Source organism: Streptomyces sp. NPDC050549, assembly GCF_040655035.1.
Taxonomy (GTDB): Bacteria; Actinomycetota; Actinomycetes; order Streptomycetales; family Streptomycetaceae; genus Streptomyces.
In genome coordinates, this window is record NZ_JBFAJD010000002.1 from 48017 (window position 1) to 62372 (window position 14356).

At 71.2% G+C, this 14356-nt stretch carries 17 protein-coding genes and 1 pseudogene; 7 read left to right on the top strand and 11 right to left on the bottom strand.

Features of this window, described 5'->3' with window-relative positions; all coding sequences use genetic code 11:
• Positions 1-208 precede the first annotated feature (208 nt).
• Positions 209-1339: an NADH:flavin oxidoreductase gene (locus tag AB0I51_RS04260; protein ID WP_362971253.1), complete on the top strand. Its 1131-nt coding sequence runs from the start codon at positions 209-211 to the stop codon at positions 1337-1339.
• A 171-nt stretch (positions 1340-1510) separates the two neighbouring features.
• Here AB0I51_RS04260 and AB0I51_RS04265 read toward each other — a convergent pair whose 3' ends face one another.
• The gene (locus AB0I51_RS04265) at positions 1511-1903 is read right to left on the bottom strand and encodes a hypothetical protein (RefSeq protein WP_362971255.1); all 393 of its coding nucleotides are present in this window, start codon (positions 1901-1903) and stop codon (positions 1511-1513) included.
• Between the two features lie 40 nt (positions 1904-1943).
• Between AB0I51_RS04265 and AB0I51_RS04270 the strand changes: the two genes are divergently transcribed.
• Both AB0I51_RS04270 and AB0I51_RS04275 read left to right on the top strand, forming a co-directional pair.
• Positions 1944-2540, top strand: coding sequence for a GNAT family N-acetyltransferase (locus AB0I51_RS04270; RefSeq protein ID WP_362971257.1), 597 nt, complete (start codon positions 1944-1946; stop codon positions 2538-2540).
• A 47-nt stretch (positions 2541-2587) separates the two neighbouring features.
• Positions 2588-3505 carry a metallophosphoesterase gene (locus AB0I51_RS04275; RefSeq protein WP_362971259.1) on the top strand — a complete coding sequence of 306 codons (918 nt, stop codon included), beginning with the start codon at positions 2588-2590 and terminating at the stop codon, positions 3503-3505.
• Here AB0I51_RS04275 and AB0I51_RS04280 read toward each other — a convergent pair.
• The 4 genes from AB0I51_RS04280 to AB0I51_RS04295 form a co-directional block, all read right to left on the bottom strand.
• Positions 3492-3878 (bottom strand): hypothetical protein, encoded by a 387-nt coding sequence (locus tag AB0I51_RS04280; RefSeq protein ID WP_362971261.1) that lies wholly within the window; start codon positions 3876-3878, stop codon positions 3492-3494. The two genes, AB0I51_RS04275 and AB0I51_RS04280, sit on opposite strands and share 14 nt — an antisense overlap.
• 28 nt (positions 3879-3906) lie before the next feature.
• A complete protein-coding gene (locus AB0I51_RS04285; protein WP_362971263.1) occupies positions 3907-4473 on the bottom strand; it encodes a hypothetical protein in 567 nt (188 codons plus the stop codon).
• A 65-nt stretch (positions 4474-4538) separates the two neighbouring features.
• Entirely contained in the window at positions 4539-5213 is a 675-nt protein-coding gene (locus AB0I51_RS04290; protein WP_362971265.1) for a hypothetical protein, read from the bottom strand.
• A 109-nt stretch (positions 5214-5322) separates the two neighbouring features.
• The gene (locus tag AB0I51_RS04295; RefSeq protein WP_362971267.1) at positions 5323-6228 is read right to left on the bottom strand and encodes a hypothetical protein; all 906 of its coding nucleotides are present in this window, start codon (positions 6226-6228) and stop codon (positions 5323-5325) included.
• 45 nt (positions 6229-6273) lie between these two features.
• Between AB0I51_RS04295 and AB0I51_RS04300 the strand changes: the two genes are divergently transcribed.
• Positions 6274-7044, top strand: coding sequence for a class I SAM-dependent methyltransferase (locus tag AB0I51_RS04300; protein WP_362971269.1), 771 nt, complete (start codon positions 6274-6276; stop codon positions 7042-7044).
• Between the two features lie 16 nt (positions 7045-7060).
• Here AB0I51_RS04300 and AB0I51_RS04305 read toward each other — a convergent pair whose 3' ends face one another.
• The 4 genes from AB0I51_RS04305 to AB0I51_RS04320 all read right to left on the bottom strand — a co-directional run bounded on the left by AB0I51_RS04305 (position 7061) and on the right by AB0I51_RS04320 (position 10991).
• The gene (locus tag AB0I51_RS04305; protein WP_362971271.1) at positions 7061-7573 is read right to left on the bottom strand and encodes an RICIN domain-containing protein; all 513 of its coding nucleotides are present in this window, start codon (positions 7571-7573) and stop codon (positions 7061-7063) included.
• 127 nt (positions 7574-7700) lie between these two features.
• The gene (locus AB0I51_RS04310) at positions 7701-9074 is read right to left on the bottom strand and encodes a PTS transporter subunit EIIC (RefSeq protein WP_362971273.1); all 1374 of its coding nucleotides are present in this window, start codon (positions 9072-9074) and stop codon (positions 7701-7703) included.
• A gap of 16 nt (positions 9075-9090) precedes the next feature.
• Positions 9091-10026 carry an N-acetylmuramic acid 6-phosphate etherase gene (gene murQ, locus AB0I51_RS04315; protein ID WP_362971275.1) on the bottom strand — a complete coding sequence of 312 codons (936 nt, stop codon included), beginning with the start codon at positions 10024-10026 and terminating at the stop codon, positions 9091-9093.
• 53 nt (positions 10027-10079) lie between these two features.
• Entirely contained in the window at positions 10080-10991 is a 912-nt protein-coding gene (locus AB0I51_RS04320) for a MurR/RpiR family transcriptional regulator (protein WP_362971277.1), read from the bottom strand.
• Positions 10992-11046: 55 nt separating this feature from the next.
• On the opposite strand from AB0I51_RS04320, the gene AB0I51_RS04325 reads away from it, so the two are divergent.
• Positions 11047-11421 (top strand): hypothetical protein, encoded by a 375-nt coding sequence (locus AB0I51_RS04325; protein ID WP_362971279.1) that lies wholly within the window; start codon positions 11047-11049, stop codon positions 11419-11421.
• The gene (locus tag AB0I51_RS04330) at positions 11418-11684 is read left to right on the top strand and encodes a DUF4031 domain-containing protein (RefSeq protein WP_362971281.1); all 267 of its coding nucleotides are present in this window, start codon (positions 11418-11420) and stop codon (positions 11682-11684) included. The genes AB0I51_RS04325 and AB0I51_RS04330 overlap by 4 nt, the downstream gene beginning before the upstream one ends.
• Before the next feature lie 13 nt (positions 11685-11697).
• Here the strand turns inward: AB0I51_RS04330 and AB0I51_RS04335 are convergent, their stop codons facing one another.
• Both AB0I51_RS04335 and AB0I51_RS04340 read right to left on the bottom strand, forming a co-directional pair.
• Entirely contained in the window at positions 11698-12765 is a 1068-nt protein-coding gene (locus AB0I51_RS04335; RefSeq protein ID WP_362971283.1) for a GNAT family N-acetyltransferase, read from the bottom strand.
• 64 nt (positions 12766-12829) lie between these two features.
• Positions 12830-13492: a hypothetical protein gene (locus AB0I51_RS04340; RefSeq protein WP_362971285.1), complete on the bottom strand. Its 663-nt coding sequence runs from the start codon at positions 13490-13492 to the stop codon at positions 12830-12832.
• 44 nt (positions 13493-13536) lie between these two features.
• On the opposite strand from AB0I51_RS04340, the pseudogene AB0I51_RS04345 reads away from it, so the two are divergent.
• Positions 13537-14254: pseudogene (locus AB0I51_RS04345) on the top strand (maleylpyruvate isomerase family mycothiol-dependent enzyme).
• Positions 14255-14356 lie beyond the last annotated feature (102 nt).

Consider the following 14356-nt stretch of genomic DNA (forward strand, 5'->3'; position numbering starts at 1 on the left):
CCTTCCGGTTGATCAACGGTCTTACCGAGGGCGGTACTTCCTGCTTCTGGCGGGGGGTACCGCCCTCGGGCGTGTCCGGGATCACAGGCCGAAGGGTGGGACGGTCGGAATGACGGGCTTGGCCCGGGGGTTGTTGTTGACGCATGATCGATGCATACGCACATACCGTCCGGTACCCAGTGCCTGGTAGTCCGAGGAGCCCCCACACGTGTCTACGACCGCCCCCGCCTCCCGAGCGGCCGAAGTCCTCGCCCGCCCGATCGTCCTCAACGGCCTGACCGTCCCCAACCGGATCGTCATGGCGCCGATGACCCGGCAGTTCTCGCCGGGCGGCATCCCCGGTGAGGACGTGGTCGGGTACTACTCCCGCCGGGCCGCCGCGGGCGTCGGTCTCATCGTCACCGAGGGCACGTACGTCGGTCACGAGTCGGCCGGGCAGAGCGACCGCGTGCCGCGCTTCCACGGCGCGGAGCAGCTCGCGGGCTGGGCGAAGGTCGCCGAGGGCGTCCACGCGGCGGGCGGCACGATCGTGCCGCAGCTGTGGCACATCGGCATGGTCCGCGAGCAGGGCCAGCCGCCCTACGCCGACGCCCCCGCGGTCGGCCCGTCCGGGCTGCGCATCGGCAGCGACGAGGTCACCGGTACGGCCATGACGCAACGGGACCTGGACGACGTCATCGGCGCCTTCGCCGAGGCCGCTGCCGCCGCCGAGCGCATCGGCTTCGACGGCGTCGAACTCCACGGCGCCCACGGCTACCTCCTCGACCAGTTCCTGTACGCCGGCACCAACCGCCGTACGGACGCCTACGGCGGTGACCCGGTCGCCCGCACCAAGTTCGCGGCGGAGATCGTGGCTGCGGTCCGCGAGACCGTGTCCCCCGAATTCCCGATCATCTTCCGGTACTCGCAGTGGAAGCAGGACGTCTACGGTGCGCGGCTCGCGGAGAGCCCGGAGGAGCTGGAGGCGATCCTGACCCCGATCGCTGCGGCCGGTGTCGACGTGTTCCACGCCTCCACGCGCCGTTACTGGCTCCCCGAGTTCGAGGAGACAGGCTCCGACCTCAACCTCGCGGGTTGGACGAAGAAGCTCACCGGCAAGCAGACCATCACCGTCGGCTCGGTCGGCCTCGACGGGGACTTCCTCAAGGGCTTCCGAGGCGAGGGCGCCCCGCTCAAGGGCATCGACGATCTCCTCGACAGCCTGGAGCGCGACGAGTTCGACATGGTGGCCGTGGGCCGCGCGCTGCTCCAGGACCCGGAGTGGGCGGCGAAGGTGCTGGCCGGCCGGGTGGAGGAGCTGGCGCCTTATGACGCGGCGGCGCTGAAGTCCCTGAGCTGAGCTTGTGCTGTGCGGTCGGTGGGGGTGCGCCGGAGGGTTTTTCGCCCCCGCCGCCCCCGCCGCCCCCGCCCGTCCCTGGGGGCTGCCGCCCCCAGACCCCCGCTTCGGCCTGGACGGCCTCGTCCTCAGACGCCGGACGGGCTGATTTTGGCGGCCGGGGCCCTCGGCGGCTCAGGCCGCGACGCGGCCGAAGAACCCGAGGGCGAGTGCGTACGGCATCAGCAACAGGAGCGCGGGTTGCACGAGGAGTTGCCTGCCCGTGCCCCCGCCGAAGGTGTAGGCGAACGCGCTGGAGAAGCAGCCGCCGATGAAGGCTGTCGGCAGGAATCCGAACGTCGGGCCCCAGCTCCCGGTCACGGCGGCCGAGGCGAGCGCATACCCGGCGACGGCCGCAACGGCGCAGAGGGCGTTGACCGGGTCGTCCGTCGGCTGCCAGGGCGGACCCCCCTTGCGCCCGCGTCCGGTGAGCCGGGCGATCCCCGCGTACACCAGCGCCGGCAGACCCACCGCCACCAGCAGTGTGGCGCATATGGCGGCGGTGTCCGGGTCGTTCAGGAATCCCATGATGTCTTCTCAGCCCTGTGGGCATGCGTACGGTGATCGTATGACTTCCGTCAGCCGGGTGGCCACGGTCGCCGATCTCGATGCCGTCGTCGCCACCTTCACCAGTGCCTTCCTCCATGACCCGGTCTGGGGGCCCGCGTTCCCGGACGAGCGGCGGCGGGCCGAGCAGGCGGCCGTGATGTGGCGGGTCTACGCCGGCTCCGCGCTGCGCTACCCCTGGACGCTGGTGACATCGGAGGCGGAGGCCGCGGCGGTCTTCATCCCGCCGGGCGGTGTCGAGTTGACCGAGGAAGAAGCCGCTGGGCTGGAGGGGCGGTTGGCCGCGGTGACGGACGAGGGGACCGCTCGCGCGATCACGGTCGTTGGGAAGCAGTTCGAGGCGGCTCATCCCGCCCAGCCGTTCTTCTACCTCACCATCCTGGGCACGCACGCCGACCACCGGGGCAAGGGGCTGGGCATGGGGCTGTTGGCCGACGGGCTTGCCCGCGTCGACGCGCTCGGGGCTCCCGTGTATCTGGAGTCGACCAACCTGGCCAACAACAGGCGGTACGAGAGCGTCGGCTTCCAGGCCCGGGACGAGATCGTCACCCCCGATGGCCAGGTCGTTACGACCATGTGGCGTCCGGCCACCCGTTGAGCCGTGGCTATTGGTGAGGGTCCCAACTCGGGCTAGCGTGCCGGAACATGAGGATTCTCCACCTGTCCGACACCCACCTGGAGCGCACCGACGCCCCCAACCGGCACGGCGTCGGCGCGACCGACTCGCTGCGGCTGATGCTCGCCGAACTCCGCCACCAGCGCGGGGTGGACGCGATCGTGGTCACCGGGGACCTCGCCAACGACGGGGCGGTGGAGGCGTACACGGCCGTACGGGAGTTGGTGGGCGGGTTCGCGCGGCGGATGGGCGGGGTGCCGGTCTTCTACACGACCGGGAACCACGACGAACGCGAGGCGTTCGGGAAGGTGTTGGGGAGCGGGCACCTGGCGGCGGACGGCACCGATCGGATCGTGTCCGCCGTGTTTCCAGTGGAGTTCGCGTGCGCGGCCGTGAGTGATGTGGGCGGGTACCGGTTCATCACGCTCGACTCCCTGGTGCCGGGGAAGGTGTACGGGCGGCTGAGCGGGGCCCAACTGGACTGGCTGAAGGAGGAGTTGAGCACGCCGTTCGGGAACGGCACCGTCCTCGCCTTCCACCATCCGCCGATCGCCCTCGACGTGCCGACCCAACAGGCCTTCGGATTGCGGAATCCCGGGGAGCTGGCGGACGCGATCCGGGGGAGTGACGTACGGGTCGTCCTCACCGGGCACTTCCACCTCCAGCTCTTCGGCTTCCTGGAGGCGACGCCGGTGTGGGTCACGCCGGGTGTCGTCAACCGGATCGACCTGACGACCGCGTACGGCACCGAGCGGGCGGTGCGCGGTGCCTCGGCCTCGCGGGTGGAACTGGGCGGAGAGACCGGGCCGATGTTCCACACCTTCCACGCGCGCGATCCACGGGCGCACGAGACGGTGTACCAACTGGACGCGGAGCAGACCCGGTTGGTCATCGAACGGGAACGGGAACGGGAACGGGAGGACGGCCGACGGACTAGCGGGACTTGAACCAGGCGACCGAGACGATCAGCGCCGCGCCGATCGCGGCGCCGGCGAACTCGGAGGCCGCGTGGAAGGCCAGGTCGGAGCGTTCGGTCACGGCCCAGTCCCGGCCGGCGTAGATCCGTATGCCCGTCACCTGCTCCTCGTCGTACTCGAAGGCCAACCCTGCTGTCTCTCCCCGCCCTTGCTCTCCGTCGGGCAGCCGCCAGGTGCCCTTGCAGCGGTCGTCCGACTCGCAGTGGACGTACCCCTCGGTGATCGTCCGGTCACCGTCGACGAACCGGTGGACGTTTCTCGCGGCGAACCACAGCGGCAGCGCGAGCGCGCACAGGCACACGGCGAGCACCACCCGCTGCCACCACTTGAGCCCGCCCACCACGTCCGCGCTCCACGCCAACGGGCCCGTGTCAGAGGTTCCCCAGCGGTTCGATGTCGACGTGCACCGGCGTGCCCCAGACGCGCAGCACCTCGTAGTCCGTGAACTCGTGCACGAGCCGGTACGCCATCGCGGCGCGCGAGCCGCGGCGCTGGGCCGCGAGATACAGCTCGGCCTCGTGCCGGTCGCGGCGCGGGGTGCCGCAGAGCTGCCAGGCCTGGCCGTTCCACAGCTCCGGCAGCCAGCGCTGCTGCGCCTGCGGGCGGTCCTCGCGCACGCCGTAGCGGGACGGCGTGGTGTCGGCCGGCCTGCGCACGTCGGGGCCGTTGATCTCGGAGCGGCGGGCCGCGCGGCGCCGGGTCTCGCAGAGCAGGCACAGGTCGGGGGCGTCGGCGTCGACCGGGCCGTTTGGGTGCTCCGGGCAGCGGGTGGTCGGCGCGCCGCCGCTGACGGTGTCGTCCAGCAGGTCGAGGGCGCGCTTGAGATCCGCCTTGACCTCGTGCAGCCGGGCGTCGGGGGTGTCGGACGTCAGCGCCTCACCGTGCTCGCCGAGGAGGCGGAGGGCGCGACCTAGGGCGGTCTGCTGGGCGTGGTTCATGGTCCTGCCGACGATAGTCGGCTTTGCCGCGGGGCGGTGGCGCGGTGGACCCCACGGTCCTCGGCTCAGACGGCCGGGTGTGCTTCGCGTGCCCGGAGGCGGTGGGCGAGGCGGCCGAGCAGTACGGCGTTGACCAGCCCGCACAGGGCGCAGGCGGCGGCGAAGAGCGGCGGGCTAAGCCAGGAGAGATCGGGGAGTTCGGCCGGTATCGACACCGCGAGGGGGACGAAGCTGAGCGGCGCGGTCGTGATGAGCGGCCAGACCCCGGCGAAACCAGGGTCCGGCAGGACGTACGCGGCGCAAAGGAAGAACACCACCGAGGCGGTGACCGCGGCGAGGTAGACCCGCGCGGGCCAGTTGTCGACGGCGGGCGCTAGCAGGGTGCGGAGGCGGGCGGCACGCGTCGCAGGGGGCGTTGTGGAGGGCGCTGCGGATTTCCTCGTCGCCAGGGCGCCGATCACGGCCGCGTTCACCAGCGCGCTCAGCACGACCCACACCGTCCAGGAGCCGACGGCCAGCCCCTGTGCCGTCCCGCCGCCTTCGGTGCCGGGACCGAAGGGGAGGACGACGCCCAGCAGGGAGAGGGGTGCGGTGAGTACCAAGGGGGCAGTGGCGACGGGACTCTCCGGGGAGAGGAACATCACCACGACGGAGGAGCCCACGACGCCCAGGTAGGCCCGGGCCGGCCAGTTGTCCGTGGCGAGTGCGAGGAGCCGGCGCGGGCGGGAGGGATGCGGCATCGAGGCGTCCTTCGGGTCGGTCCGGGTTGGTGTCACCACGGTGGACCGAGGGCCGCGCCCCGGCATGAGTACGGGTACCCATGAGGGACGGGCGGAAGGACTCAGTTCGTCAGGCTGCCGACGAACGCGGACCGTCTCCGTACGGTGCCGGCCGGGCGGTGAGGGCGTCCAGGACGACGCGGTCGGCGAGCGGTTGCCGCAACTCCACCCGCACGTTCTGTTCGATGATTTGGGCGGTGCAGGCGCCGCTTCGCTCCCCCGTGACAGAGGCGTACAGCACGATGCTCTCGTCCGTCTCCAGCACGTTGACGACGGGGCCGTCGTCGCAGGCTCCGTGAGTCGCCCGCACCGTGAGGGAGCGGGCGTCCGCCGCCGTCCCGGTCAGCCCGGCGACATTCCGGAGGCCGCCGGCGGATCCTTGCTGGGCCTGTCGGATGGGCGGTTCGGGAAGCTTCGACGGGGTGATGGCCACCTGCCTGAGCGGAGTGTCGTAGCCGTCGAGAGTGAACAGCCAGGCGGGAACGGTTGCGGTTCCCCGGCTCGTGGTGATCGTCGTCTCGCCGAGCTTCACTCCCGTCACGGTGAGCCGGGGTCCCGCACTGTTGTAGCGGGCGAACGACTGATACGCCGTGTTCGGCTCCACCAGTGGACGGTTCATGGTGCTCCCGCTCCTCCACTCCACCTTCCCCCGCGTGATCGTGGTGGTCGGCAGCTTGCCGCGGCGGACGATGTTCCCGGTCTCGTAGGCCTGCTTGTCCGCCTCGCTGTGCCAGCCCGATTCCGGGGGCTGCGTCGCGTCGGCCATCGGGTGGTAGCCCCGGCTCCAGGCAGCGGCGGCCGCGGATCCGTGCCAGGCGTCGGCCACTTCACGAGCGCGCTTCTCCTGCGCTCGGAGCGACTGACTGTCCGTACGCCCGTCGCCCGCACCCCGGTCGTCGCCGCAACCGGCAAGGAGGCAGGCACCCAGGAGCGGTGCGAGCACCAGCCCGACGAGGTGGTTCGGGTTCGTGTTCATGGAGTCCCCTTGGGCGTTGCCGACGACGGATTCCCTGCTGAGAACATGGCGTGGAGGCTCTTCGACTTCTGGTGCCTGCGCCTGTCCACACCTCCGACGCGGAAGGGGGACCCCACGTTCACCCACGGCCTCTCACCCCGCCTGCTCCAGGCCCTCCACGCCTTCAACTCGGCCCACCCCTGGAGCCACAACGCCCACTACCACCCTTGGCTGCTACGGCAGTTGCCCCGCAGGTTCGGGCGAGCGCTGGACGTCGGTTGCGGGAGCGGTGACCTGGTGCGGTTGCTGGCCGGTCGGGCGACGGCGGCGGCGGACGGCATCGACTCGGACCCCGAAATCATCGCCCGGGCAAGGGAGTTGACCCTGCCCGGCGTCCCCGCGATCTTCGCCGTCGCCGATGTTTCAGCCGGCCTCCCCGCCGGCCCCTACGACGTCATCACCTGCGTCGCGGCTCTCCATCACCTTCCGTTCGCCGAGACACTCACCCGCTTCCGCGACCAACTCGCCCCGGGCGGAACCCTCGTGGTCGTCGGCTGCGCCCGCGAGGAGGGTTTCGTCGACCGTCTGCTCGGCCTCGTCTCCATCCCGCTGAATCTGATCGTGGGGTGGCTGAAGAACCGGGGGTGGCTCGCCGCCTCCCGCCCGGTGTCCATGACCGCCGTCACCCGGTCGCCGGAGCAGACCTTCGCCGAGATCCGCCGCGAGGCCGTAGGACTCCTGCCCGGGGTCCGGCTGCGGCGGCGGTTGTTCTGGCGGTACACGCTGGTGTGGCGGGCGGCCGGGACCGGCTCCCGTCGTTCGGGAGCCGGTCGTTGAGGCAGGGTTCGGTGGGTTACTGCTGATGCCAGCGGTCGTACAGGTCGGAGGGGTCGCAGGGTGTCGTCTGGATGAGGGTGCCGTTTCCGACGCTGGGCGTGGAGAGGCAATATCCGCTCGACACGTTCTGCCAGACGTCGTACCAGCCGGAGGGCGGCCCGAGCGGGTTGTCGGCGAAGTAGACGCGCCACTGCTGGTTGGTCGCCGCCGCGTTGCAGAACGCCATGGTGACCGTGCCCGTTCCGGAGGCGGGCGCGGTGATGCACCGTCCTGTGTTCTGGTTGGTGAAGGTGAACAGGCCGGTCTGGGTGTTGAACCCTTCGAGCCACTTCTGTTCGGCGCCGCCGGTGCAGGACCACATCTGGAGCTTCGCGGCGTTCTCGGTGGCGTTGTCGAGACAGTGGCTGGAGTTCCAGACGTTGATCGGGGTGAAGCCCGCGGCCTGTGCGGGCGAGCCGCCGGCCCAGGCCAGGGCCAGTATCGCCAGCACCGCGGTGACGAGCGCGAACACTCTTCGTCGTTCGGGCATGCCTCTTCCTCCGTTCCCCCGTGCGGGGCCGCTTCGGTTTCCGTGCGTGTGCTGGGCAGCCTGGTGGGCCGGGGAGCGGGTGTCGTGTGCTGTTCCGTTCAGCGGACCGGGGCGAGGGTGTTGCTGTTCACCCGGCTTCGTGCCGTACCCCGCTCAGCCCCACGAAGTACGTCGCCACGAACCCCACCGCGTACCCCGTCAGCAGCCCGCCCCCGTAGATCGCCGCCGTCGTCCCCAGCCCCCTGTTCCCCGCCAGCAGCGGGAACAGGGCCCAGCCCGAAGGGCCGATCGCCGTCGCGCCCACCTTGTCGCCGAGGGTCGCGAAGAAGCCGACGAACGCGCCGCCCGCCGCACCGCCCGCACAGGCGGTCAGGAACGGTCGGCCGAGGGGGAGGGAGACGCCGTAGACGAGCGGCTCGCCGATGCCCAACAGGCCTGCGGGGAGGCCCGCCTTGATGGTCGTGCGGAGTGAAGTGTCGTGGCGCAGGCGGAAGTAGACCGCGACCGCCGCGCCGACCTGGCCCGCGCCCGCCATCGCCAGGATGGGCAACAGGACGGTGTAGCCCTGCTGTTCGATGAGGGTGGTGTGGATGGGGATGAGGGCCTGGTGGAGGCCCAGCATCACCAGGGGGAGGAAGAGGCCGCCCAGGATCAGGCCCGCGAAGGGGCCCGTGGTGGACAGGAGCCAGTTCGCCGCCGTGCCGATCGCCGTGGAGATCTCGCCGGCCGCGTACATGAGGCCGTAGAGCGTTGCCAGGCCCGCGACCAGGACCGTCAGGGTGGGGGTGACGAGGACGTCAAGGGTCGCGGGGACCCAGGTGCGGCACCACCTCTCGACGTACGTGCCGAGCAGCGCCGCCGCGAGTGCGCCCAGCACTCCGCCCTGGCCGGGGGAGAGGGCGACTCCGAAGGCCGTCACCTTCGCCACCCCGGGGTACACGACGACCGCCGCCACCGCCCCGCCGAGCACCGGCGTCCCGCCGAACTCCTTCGCCGTGTTGTGGCCGACGAAGACCGCGATGAGGGCCAGGAAGGCGGAGGCGACGGCGGCGAGGGCCGGGGTCAGGCCCGGCAGCCAACTCATGTTGATCAGCAGGCCGTTGAGACCGGCCAGGATCCCGCAGCCGATCAGGGCGGGGATGAGGGGGACGAAGATGTTCGCGATCCGGCGGAGGAGGAGTTTGGCGGGGGTCGCGTTGCGTGCCTGCCGTTCCTCCTGCAACTCGGCCCCCCGGGCGGCCAGTTCACCGCCCGTACCTGCCAACTTCTCGAACTCCGGGGTCACTCGGGCCACCACCCCCGGCCCCAGGACGATCTGGTACGTGTCGTCGTCCACGATCCCGAGCACGGCGGGGAGTGCGCGCAACGCCTCCTCGTCCACCAGTGAGCGGTCGGCCAGGCCGAGGCGGAGGCGGGTCATGCAGTGGGCCACGGAGGTGACGTTCGCGGGGCCGCCGACCAGGGGGAGGAGCGTGGCGGCGGTGTCGTACGGAGTATCCACCCCCTGAGCGTGCTGGTCAGCCGCCCGCAGTGGTCAGTGCCGCGCGCAACCGGCCCCCGGACTCCTCCAGAAGGCGGGCGGCCGTCGGGCCGTCGACCCCCGCGAGGACCACCAGGATCGCGTTCTTCACCTCGCCGTCGGTCGCCGCGAGGGCCCGTTCGATCTCCGTGTCGTCGGCGCCGGTGGCGAGCGCGACGATACGGCGGGAGCGGGCGCGCAGCTTGTCGTTGGAGGCGCGGACGTCGACCATCAGGTTCCCGTACGTCTTGCCGAGCCGGATCATCGTGATCGTGGACAGCATGTTCAGGACCAGCTTCTGGGCCGTGCCCGCCTTCAACCTCGTTGATCCGGTGAGGAGTTCGGGTCCTACGACGACCTCGATGCCGTGCTCGGCGGCTGCCGCGAGCGCGCTGTGCTCGTTGCAGGACAGGCCGATGGTCAACGCGCCGAGGCCGCGCGCGTGCTCGACGGCGGCGATCGCGTAGGGCGTCCGCCCCGAGGCGGAGACACCGACCACGGTGTCGTCGGCGGTGAGCGAGAGCGCGTCGAGGTCGGCTTCCGCCAACTCGCGGGAGTCCTCCGCCCCTTCGACGGAGGTGACCATGGCGGTCGGACCTCCCGCGATCAGTCCGACGACCTGGGAGGGGTCGGTGTTGAAGGTCGGCGGACACTCGGACGCGTCCAGCACGCCGAGCCGCCCGGCGGTACCGGCTCCCATGTAGATCAGCCGGCCTCCTCTGCCCATGCGTTCCGCAACGGCGTCGACAGCGGCGGAGATCTCGGGGAGGCGGCGGGCGACCGCGGCGGCGACAGTGGCGTCCTCGGCGTTCATGAGCCGGGCGATGTCGGGGGTGGGCAGCTGATCGATACCGGCGAGTTCCGGCCGGAAGGCTTCGGTGGTGAGTGACTCCAACTCGGCACGGAGATCACGGGGGTTGGACGTAGAGGTCATGGAGAAGCGGCTCTTTCGATCGTGCGGTGTGAGGTTGTGCTCGTCCCGTCCGGCTAGCGGCGGTGCCGATGCGCCAGCGCCTCGTACGACGCCGACAACGCGGGCGCGGCCTGCTCGTACGTCCGCTGCGCCACCCCGATGAACAAACAGTCCACCACCAGCAGCTGACTCGTACGCGAGGACATCGCCGCCGGCCGCAGTTCACTCTCCCGAGCCGTGGACGTGGTGAGAATGTGATCGGCGTACTGCGTCACCGCCCCGTCCGGCCGCCCGGTGATCGCGACGGTCGTGGCCCCGCGCTCGAAGGCGACTCTCAGCGGTTCGATGACGTCACCGGTGGACCCGGAGTGGGTGATCGCGATCGCCACGTCCCCGGCCTTCAGCTGCACGGCGTTGGTGACGGCGAGGTGCGGGTCGCTGTGGGCGTGGGCTATGAGGCCTATCCGCAGGAGTTTCTGGGTGAGGTCCTGGGCGACGAGCCCGGACGCGCCGACGCCGTAGATGTCGGTACGGCGGGCACCCGCGAGCGCGGTGACGGCCGCGCCGAGCTGCGCGGTGTCGAGGCCGGCGGCCGTGTCGGCGAGGGTCTGCTGCTCGTCGTAGGCGAGTTTCGCGACGACGTCGGCGATCGGGTCGTCGACCGCGATGTCGGTGGTGAGAGCCGGCGCCCGCCCGGACTGCTGCTGGGCGGCGAGCCCGGCGAGGGCCAGGCGCAGGTCGCGGTAGCCGTGGTAGCCGAGGATGCGGGCGGTGCGGACGACGGTGGCCTCGCTGGTGCCGGTGAGTTCGGCGAGGCCGGTGACGGTGAGGGCCGCGCAGCCGGCCGGGTCGGCGGCCACGGTCTCGGCGACGCGCTGCATGGAGCGGGTCATGGAGGGGGCGAGGGTGCGCACCTTGGCGGCCAGGGCCGCGGGTGGCGTACTCCCGGAACCGTTTCCGAAAATTTCCTTCACGTCCTGGGTCACCTTTGAAAGATATTTTCGTGACGGTGGTCCGGTCAAGAGTGCGCACAATGGGTGCATGGATCCCACCGGAGACCCCGTCAGCCCCCTGGAGCAGGCGTTGCACGCCGCCCGCGCGCTCGTGCTCGCCGATCTGGCCGCGCGCGAGGTCGTGGCGGCGGACGTGGTGTCGATGGTCGAGGAGTCCGTCGCGCAGCGGCGGTGGTGGGTGGAGCAGTGGCCGGAAGGCGTCGACTACGTGGCCGGCCTGGTCGCGCAGGACGTGCAGGACGCGCTGCTGGAGGCGTACGGGCGCTGGCCGCTCTGCCCGGTCTGCTCGGCCGGTGACCCGCACGCCCTGGAGGTCGAACCGGAGCTCGGACCCGATCCGCACTGGGTGTGCCACCAGGCGGGAGTGAAGGTCGCCGCGGTCGGAAACCTGGGTTCCCTGTGACCGTGTACATCGACCCACCGACCTGGCCGGGGCACGGGCGTCTGTGGTCGCATCTCGTCAGCGATGTCTCGTACGACGAACTCCACCTGTTCGCCGAGGAGCTGGGCGTGCCGCGCCGGGCCTTCGAGCGGGACCACTACGACATTCCGTCGCATCGTTACGCGGACGCGGTGGCCGCCGGAGCGGTGGAGGTCAGGAGCCGGGAAGTGGTGCGGCTGCTGACGGCGGCGGGGCTGCGCCGACCCAAGGGGCGGGCGCAGTAGCCGAGTTGGTCGGTCAGCCGCCCAGTTCGTAGGTCAGCTCGTCGGTGTCCTCGCCCACCTGTTTGAAGCCCACGCGTGAAACCACCGACTGGGAGGCGATGTTGTCGCGTTCGACGGTCGCGAGGACGGTGTGCACGTCGTCCCGCGCCAGGGCCCAGCCGGTCAGCGCGCGCAGCGCCTCCGTCGCGTAGCCCTTGCCGCGCGCGCCCTCCACCAGGTCGTAGCCGACCTCCACGCGGCCCTCCTCGTCGGGTGTGCCGTGGAAGCCCATGCCGCCGACCGCGCGGCCGTCCTCGCGGCGGACCAGGGTGAACACTCCGAACTCCGGCCGGTGCAAGCCCCCTTGGTACGCCTTCGTCATGAAGGTCGCGGCCTCCCGGGTGCCCTGGAAGGGGCCGCCGTCGATCCACTCGAAGCCGCCGTCGCCGCCGGCGGCCAGGTCGGCGGCGGCCGCCGGATGGATGCCGTCCAGGGTGAGGCGTTCGGTGGGCAGGACGAGGTTGTTGTGCCAGCGCCACTCGGTGACGGGGGCGCGGCCGGGGAGTTCGCCGCGGCCGGTCGCCCACAGCAGGGTGCGCCAGGGGTCGGCGCCGGGGCGGACCTGCGGGAAGATCCGGGTGAGGACGAACTCGGCGAGTTTCCGGGCCGGTTGGTAGTCCAGCCCCAGGGCTGCGGCGATGTCCTGGGTGTGCAGCAGCACCTCTGCGGTGCCCATCGCGGCGAAACCCTCGCGGTTGGCGCTGCGGAACGGGTACGGGTGGAAGGCGCGCACCTCGCGGGGGGTGGTGCGGACGGTGGTGGCGAGGAGGGTGCCGGTCGCCCGGATCACGTCCAGGACCCCGGAGTTGTCGGTGCCGTCGTCGAGAACGATGTCGAAGGGGACGTAGGCGTGCTGTGCGCGCCCGGCCAACTGGCCCGCATACGCGATGAGATCACTGGCGATGTGCTCGGCGGTGTACCGGCAACTCCACTCCAGGCGTTCGGCCTTCACGACGTCCCAGTCCCGGTCCGTCGCCGTGCTCAGCAGTGCGAGACAGCTCGCTACGGCCTCTTCCACCTGTGGTGCGCCTGTGGTCCCCATGCCGGGGAGCATAGGGCCGCGCCCCGCGACCTGCCGTGAATAAACAATTCACCACTCGCCGTCCTCACCCGGCACTCGGGTCTGCCGAGCCCAGCAGGGCCAGTTCCCCCGTCAGGTTGTAGCGCGCCGTCGCCTCCCACTCCGCCAGCCCGTGCGGAGTCCTGAACAGCTTCGGCAGGGACAGAAGTTGGCGCAGGATCGCCGAACGGCCCTCGCGGAAGGCGTCGTTGGGGACGAAGTGGTACTCCTCGCGGACGGCGGCCGTGTACGCGGCGTACGCCGACGGTGGTGCGGCCAGGATCGCGAGGTCGGCGTCGCACAGCACCATGCCGTCGCGGTCGTCGTCGGCGGGGGCGTGGGTGACGGTGAGCCGGACCAGGCGGGCGACCTCGGCCGTCTTCGTGTTCGGCACCCCGGCCTCGGGCAGCGCCCGCTCGGCCAGCCGCGCCGACCGCTCCTCGTTCTCGGACCGGTCGGGGAGATAGACCGCGTCGTGGAACCAGGCCGCGAGCCGTACGACGTCCGGGTCGTCGGCGTACTCCGCCAGCACGTCGATGTGGTCCAGGACCGCCGTGAGGTGGGCGAGCGTGTGGTAGTGGCGTTGTGGCTCCCGCCAGCGGGCGAGGAGATTCTCCGCGTACGGCGCGGGGTCTGGTCCGCCGCCGGGCGCCCGGGCTCCTTCGAGAGCACGGGTCCAGCGGGCGCGAAGGGCGTCGAGATCGGCCATGGCGCTTATTTTCCTCCCGTGGCGACGCTCCTAGCGTGTAGCCCATGACTTACGCCGACACGACACACGACGTATGCGACCCCGAACTGCCCGGACGGTTCCTCACCGGCGAGCGCGACGCGCTGATCCCGCTCTGCGCTCCCGCTCCGAGGAGGACTTCGCGCTGGCGACCGCCGCGTGTCCGGGCTGGACCGTGCGTGACGTGCTCGCGCACTGCTCGTCCGCGCTGATCAGGGTGGTGGAGCGCCGGTTCGAGGAGGGGGTGTTCTCGCCCGAGGCCAACGACCGGGACATCGCCGAGCGGGCCGACTGGAGCAACGCGCGGGTCGTCGACGAACTGGAGCGCGGGATGACCGAGGCCGGTGCGGTGATCGCCCGCGCGGGCGGTGTGCCGGACGCGGTCGCGTTCGGCTGGAGGTCCCCCCACGCCTTTCGGGCAGTGGGGGAGGGTGCACGCCGGCGACGTACGGGACACGCTCGGCGAGCCCGGGGCCTATGGGGGCGAAAGGCTGGGGTCCGCTCTGACCCTTCTCGGCCGTGACCCGTCAGAAAGGCCATCTGCCTCTCCACGCCGACCTCGACGACCTGGACGATTCGCTGCGGCTGGGCGATGTGTCGGGCGAGCGGACCCCGGCCCGGTACATCGGCGACGCGGCCACGCTCGTACGGCTGTACTCGGGGCGCCGGGTGCCGGACGGGACGGCATACGAGCTGGCGGGGGCTGAACCGGCGGAGCTGAACATCTTCGGTTCATGGCCGTAGGCCGCCGTTGGCCGTTCGCCGTTCGCGGGGGTGATCTCGCGGCCCCCGACCCGCCCGCGTACCCTGATATTGGACTAGACCTGTAGCCGCTCCAGGGAACAC

Excerpts from the sequence above, each read along its gene's own strand:
- AB0I51_RS04325 (WP_362971279.1), top strand. The coding sequence starts at position 11,047 with ATGGATCCCACCGGAGACCCCGTCAGCCCCCTGGAGCAGGCGTTGCAC.
- AB0I51_RS04265 (WP_362971255.1), bottom strand. The coding sequence starts at position 1,903 with ATGGGATTCCTGAACGACCCGGACACCGCCGCCATATGCGCCACACTG.
- AB0I51_RS04335 (WP_362971283.1), bottom strand. The coding sequence starts at position 12,765 with ATGGGGACCACAGGCGCACCACAGGTGGAAGAGGCCGTAGCGAGCTGT.
- AB0I51_RS04340 (WP_362971285.1), bottom strand. The coding sequence starts at position 13,492 with ATGGCCGATCTCGACGCCCTTCGCGCCCGCTGGACCCGTGCTCTCGAA.
- AB0I51_RS04270 (WP_362971257.1), top strand. The coding sequence starts at position 1,944 with ATGACTTCCGTCAGCCGGGTGGCCACGGTCGCCGATCTCGATGCCGTC.
- AB0I51_RS04290 (WP_362971265.1), bottom strand. The coding sequence starts at position 5,213 with ATGCCGCATCCCTCCCGCCCGCGCCGGCTCCTCGCACTCGCCACGGAC.
- murQ (WP_362971275.1), bottom strand. The coding sequence starts at position 10,026 with ATGACCTCTACGTCCAACCCCCGTGATCTCCGTGCCGAGTTGGAGTCA.
- AB0I51_RS04305 (WP_362971271.1), bottom strand. The coding sequence starts at position 7,573 with ATGCCCGAACGACGAAGAGTGTTCGCGCTCGTCACCGCGGTGCTGGCG.
- AB0I51_RS04275 (WP_362971259.1), top strand. The coding sequence starts at position 2,588 with ATGAGGATTCTCCACCTGTCCGACACCCACCTGGAGCGCACCGACGCC.
- AB0I51_RS04300 (WP_362971269.1), top strand. The coding sequence starts at position 6,274 with ATGGCGTGGAGGCTCTTCGACTTCTGGTGCCTGCGCCTGTCCACACCT.
- AB0I51_RS04285 (WP_362971263.1), bottom strand. The coding sequence starts at position 4,473 with ATGAACCACGCCCAGCAGACCGCCCTAGGTCGCGCCCTCCGCCTCCTC.
- AB0I51_RS04295 (WP_362971267.1), bottom strand. The coding sequence starts at position 6,228 with ATGAACACGAACCCGAACCACCTCGTCGGGCTGGTGCTCGCACCGCTC.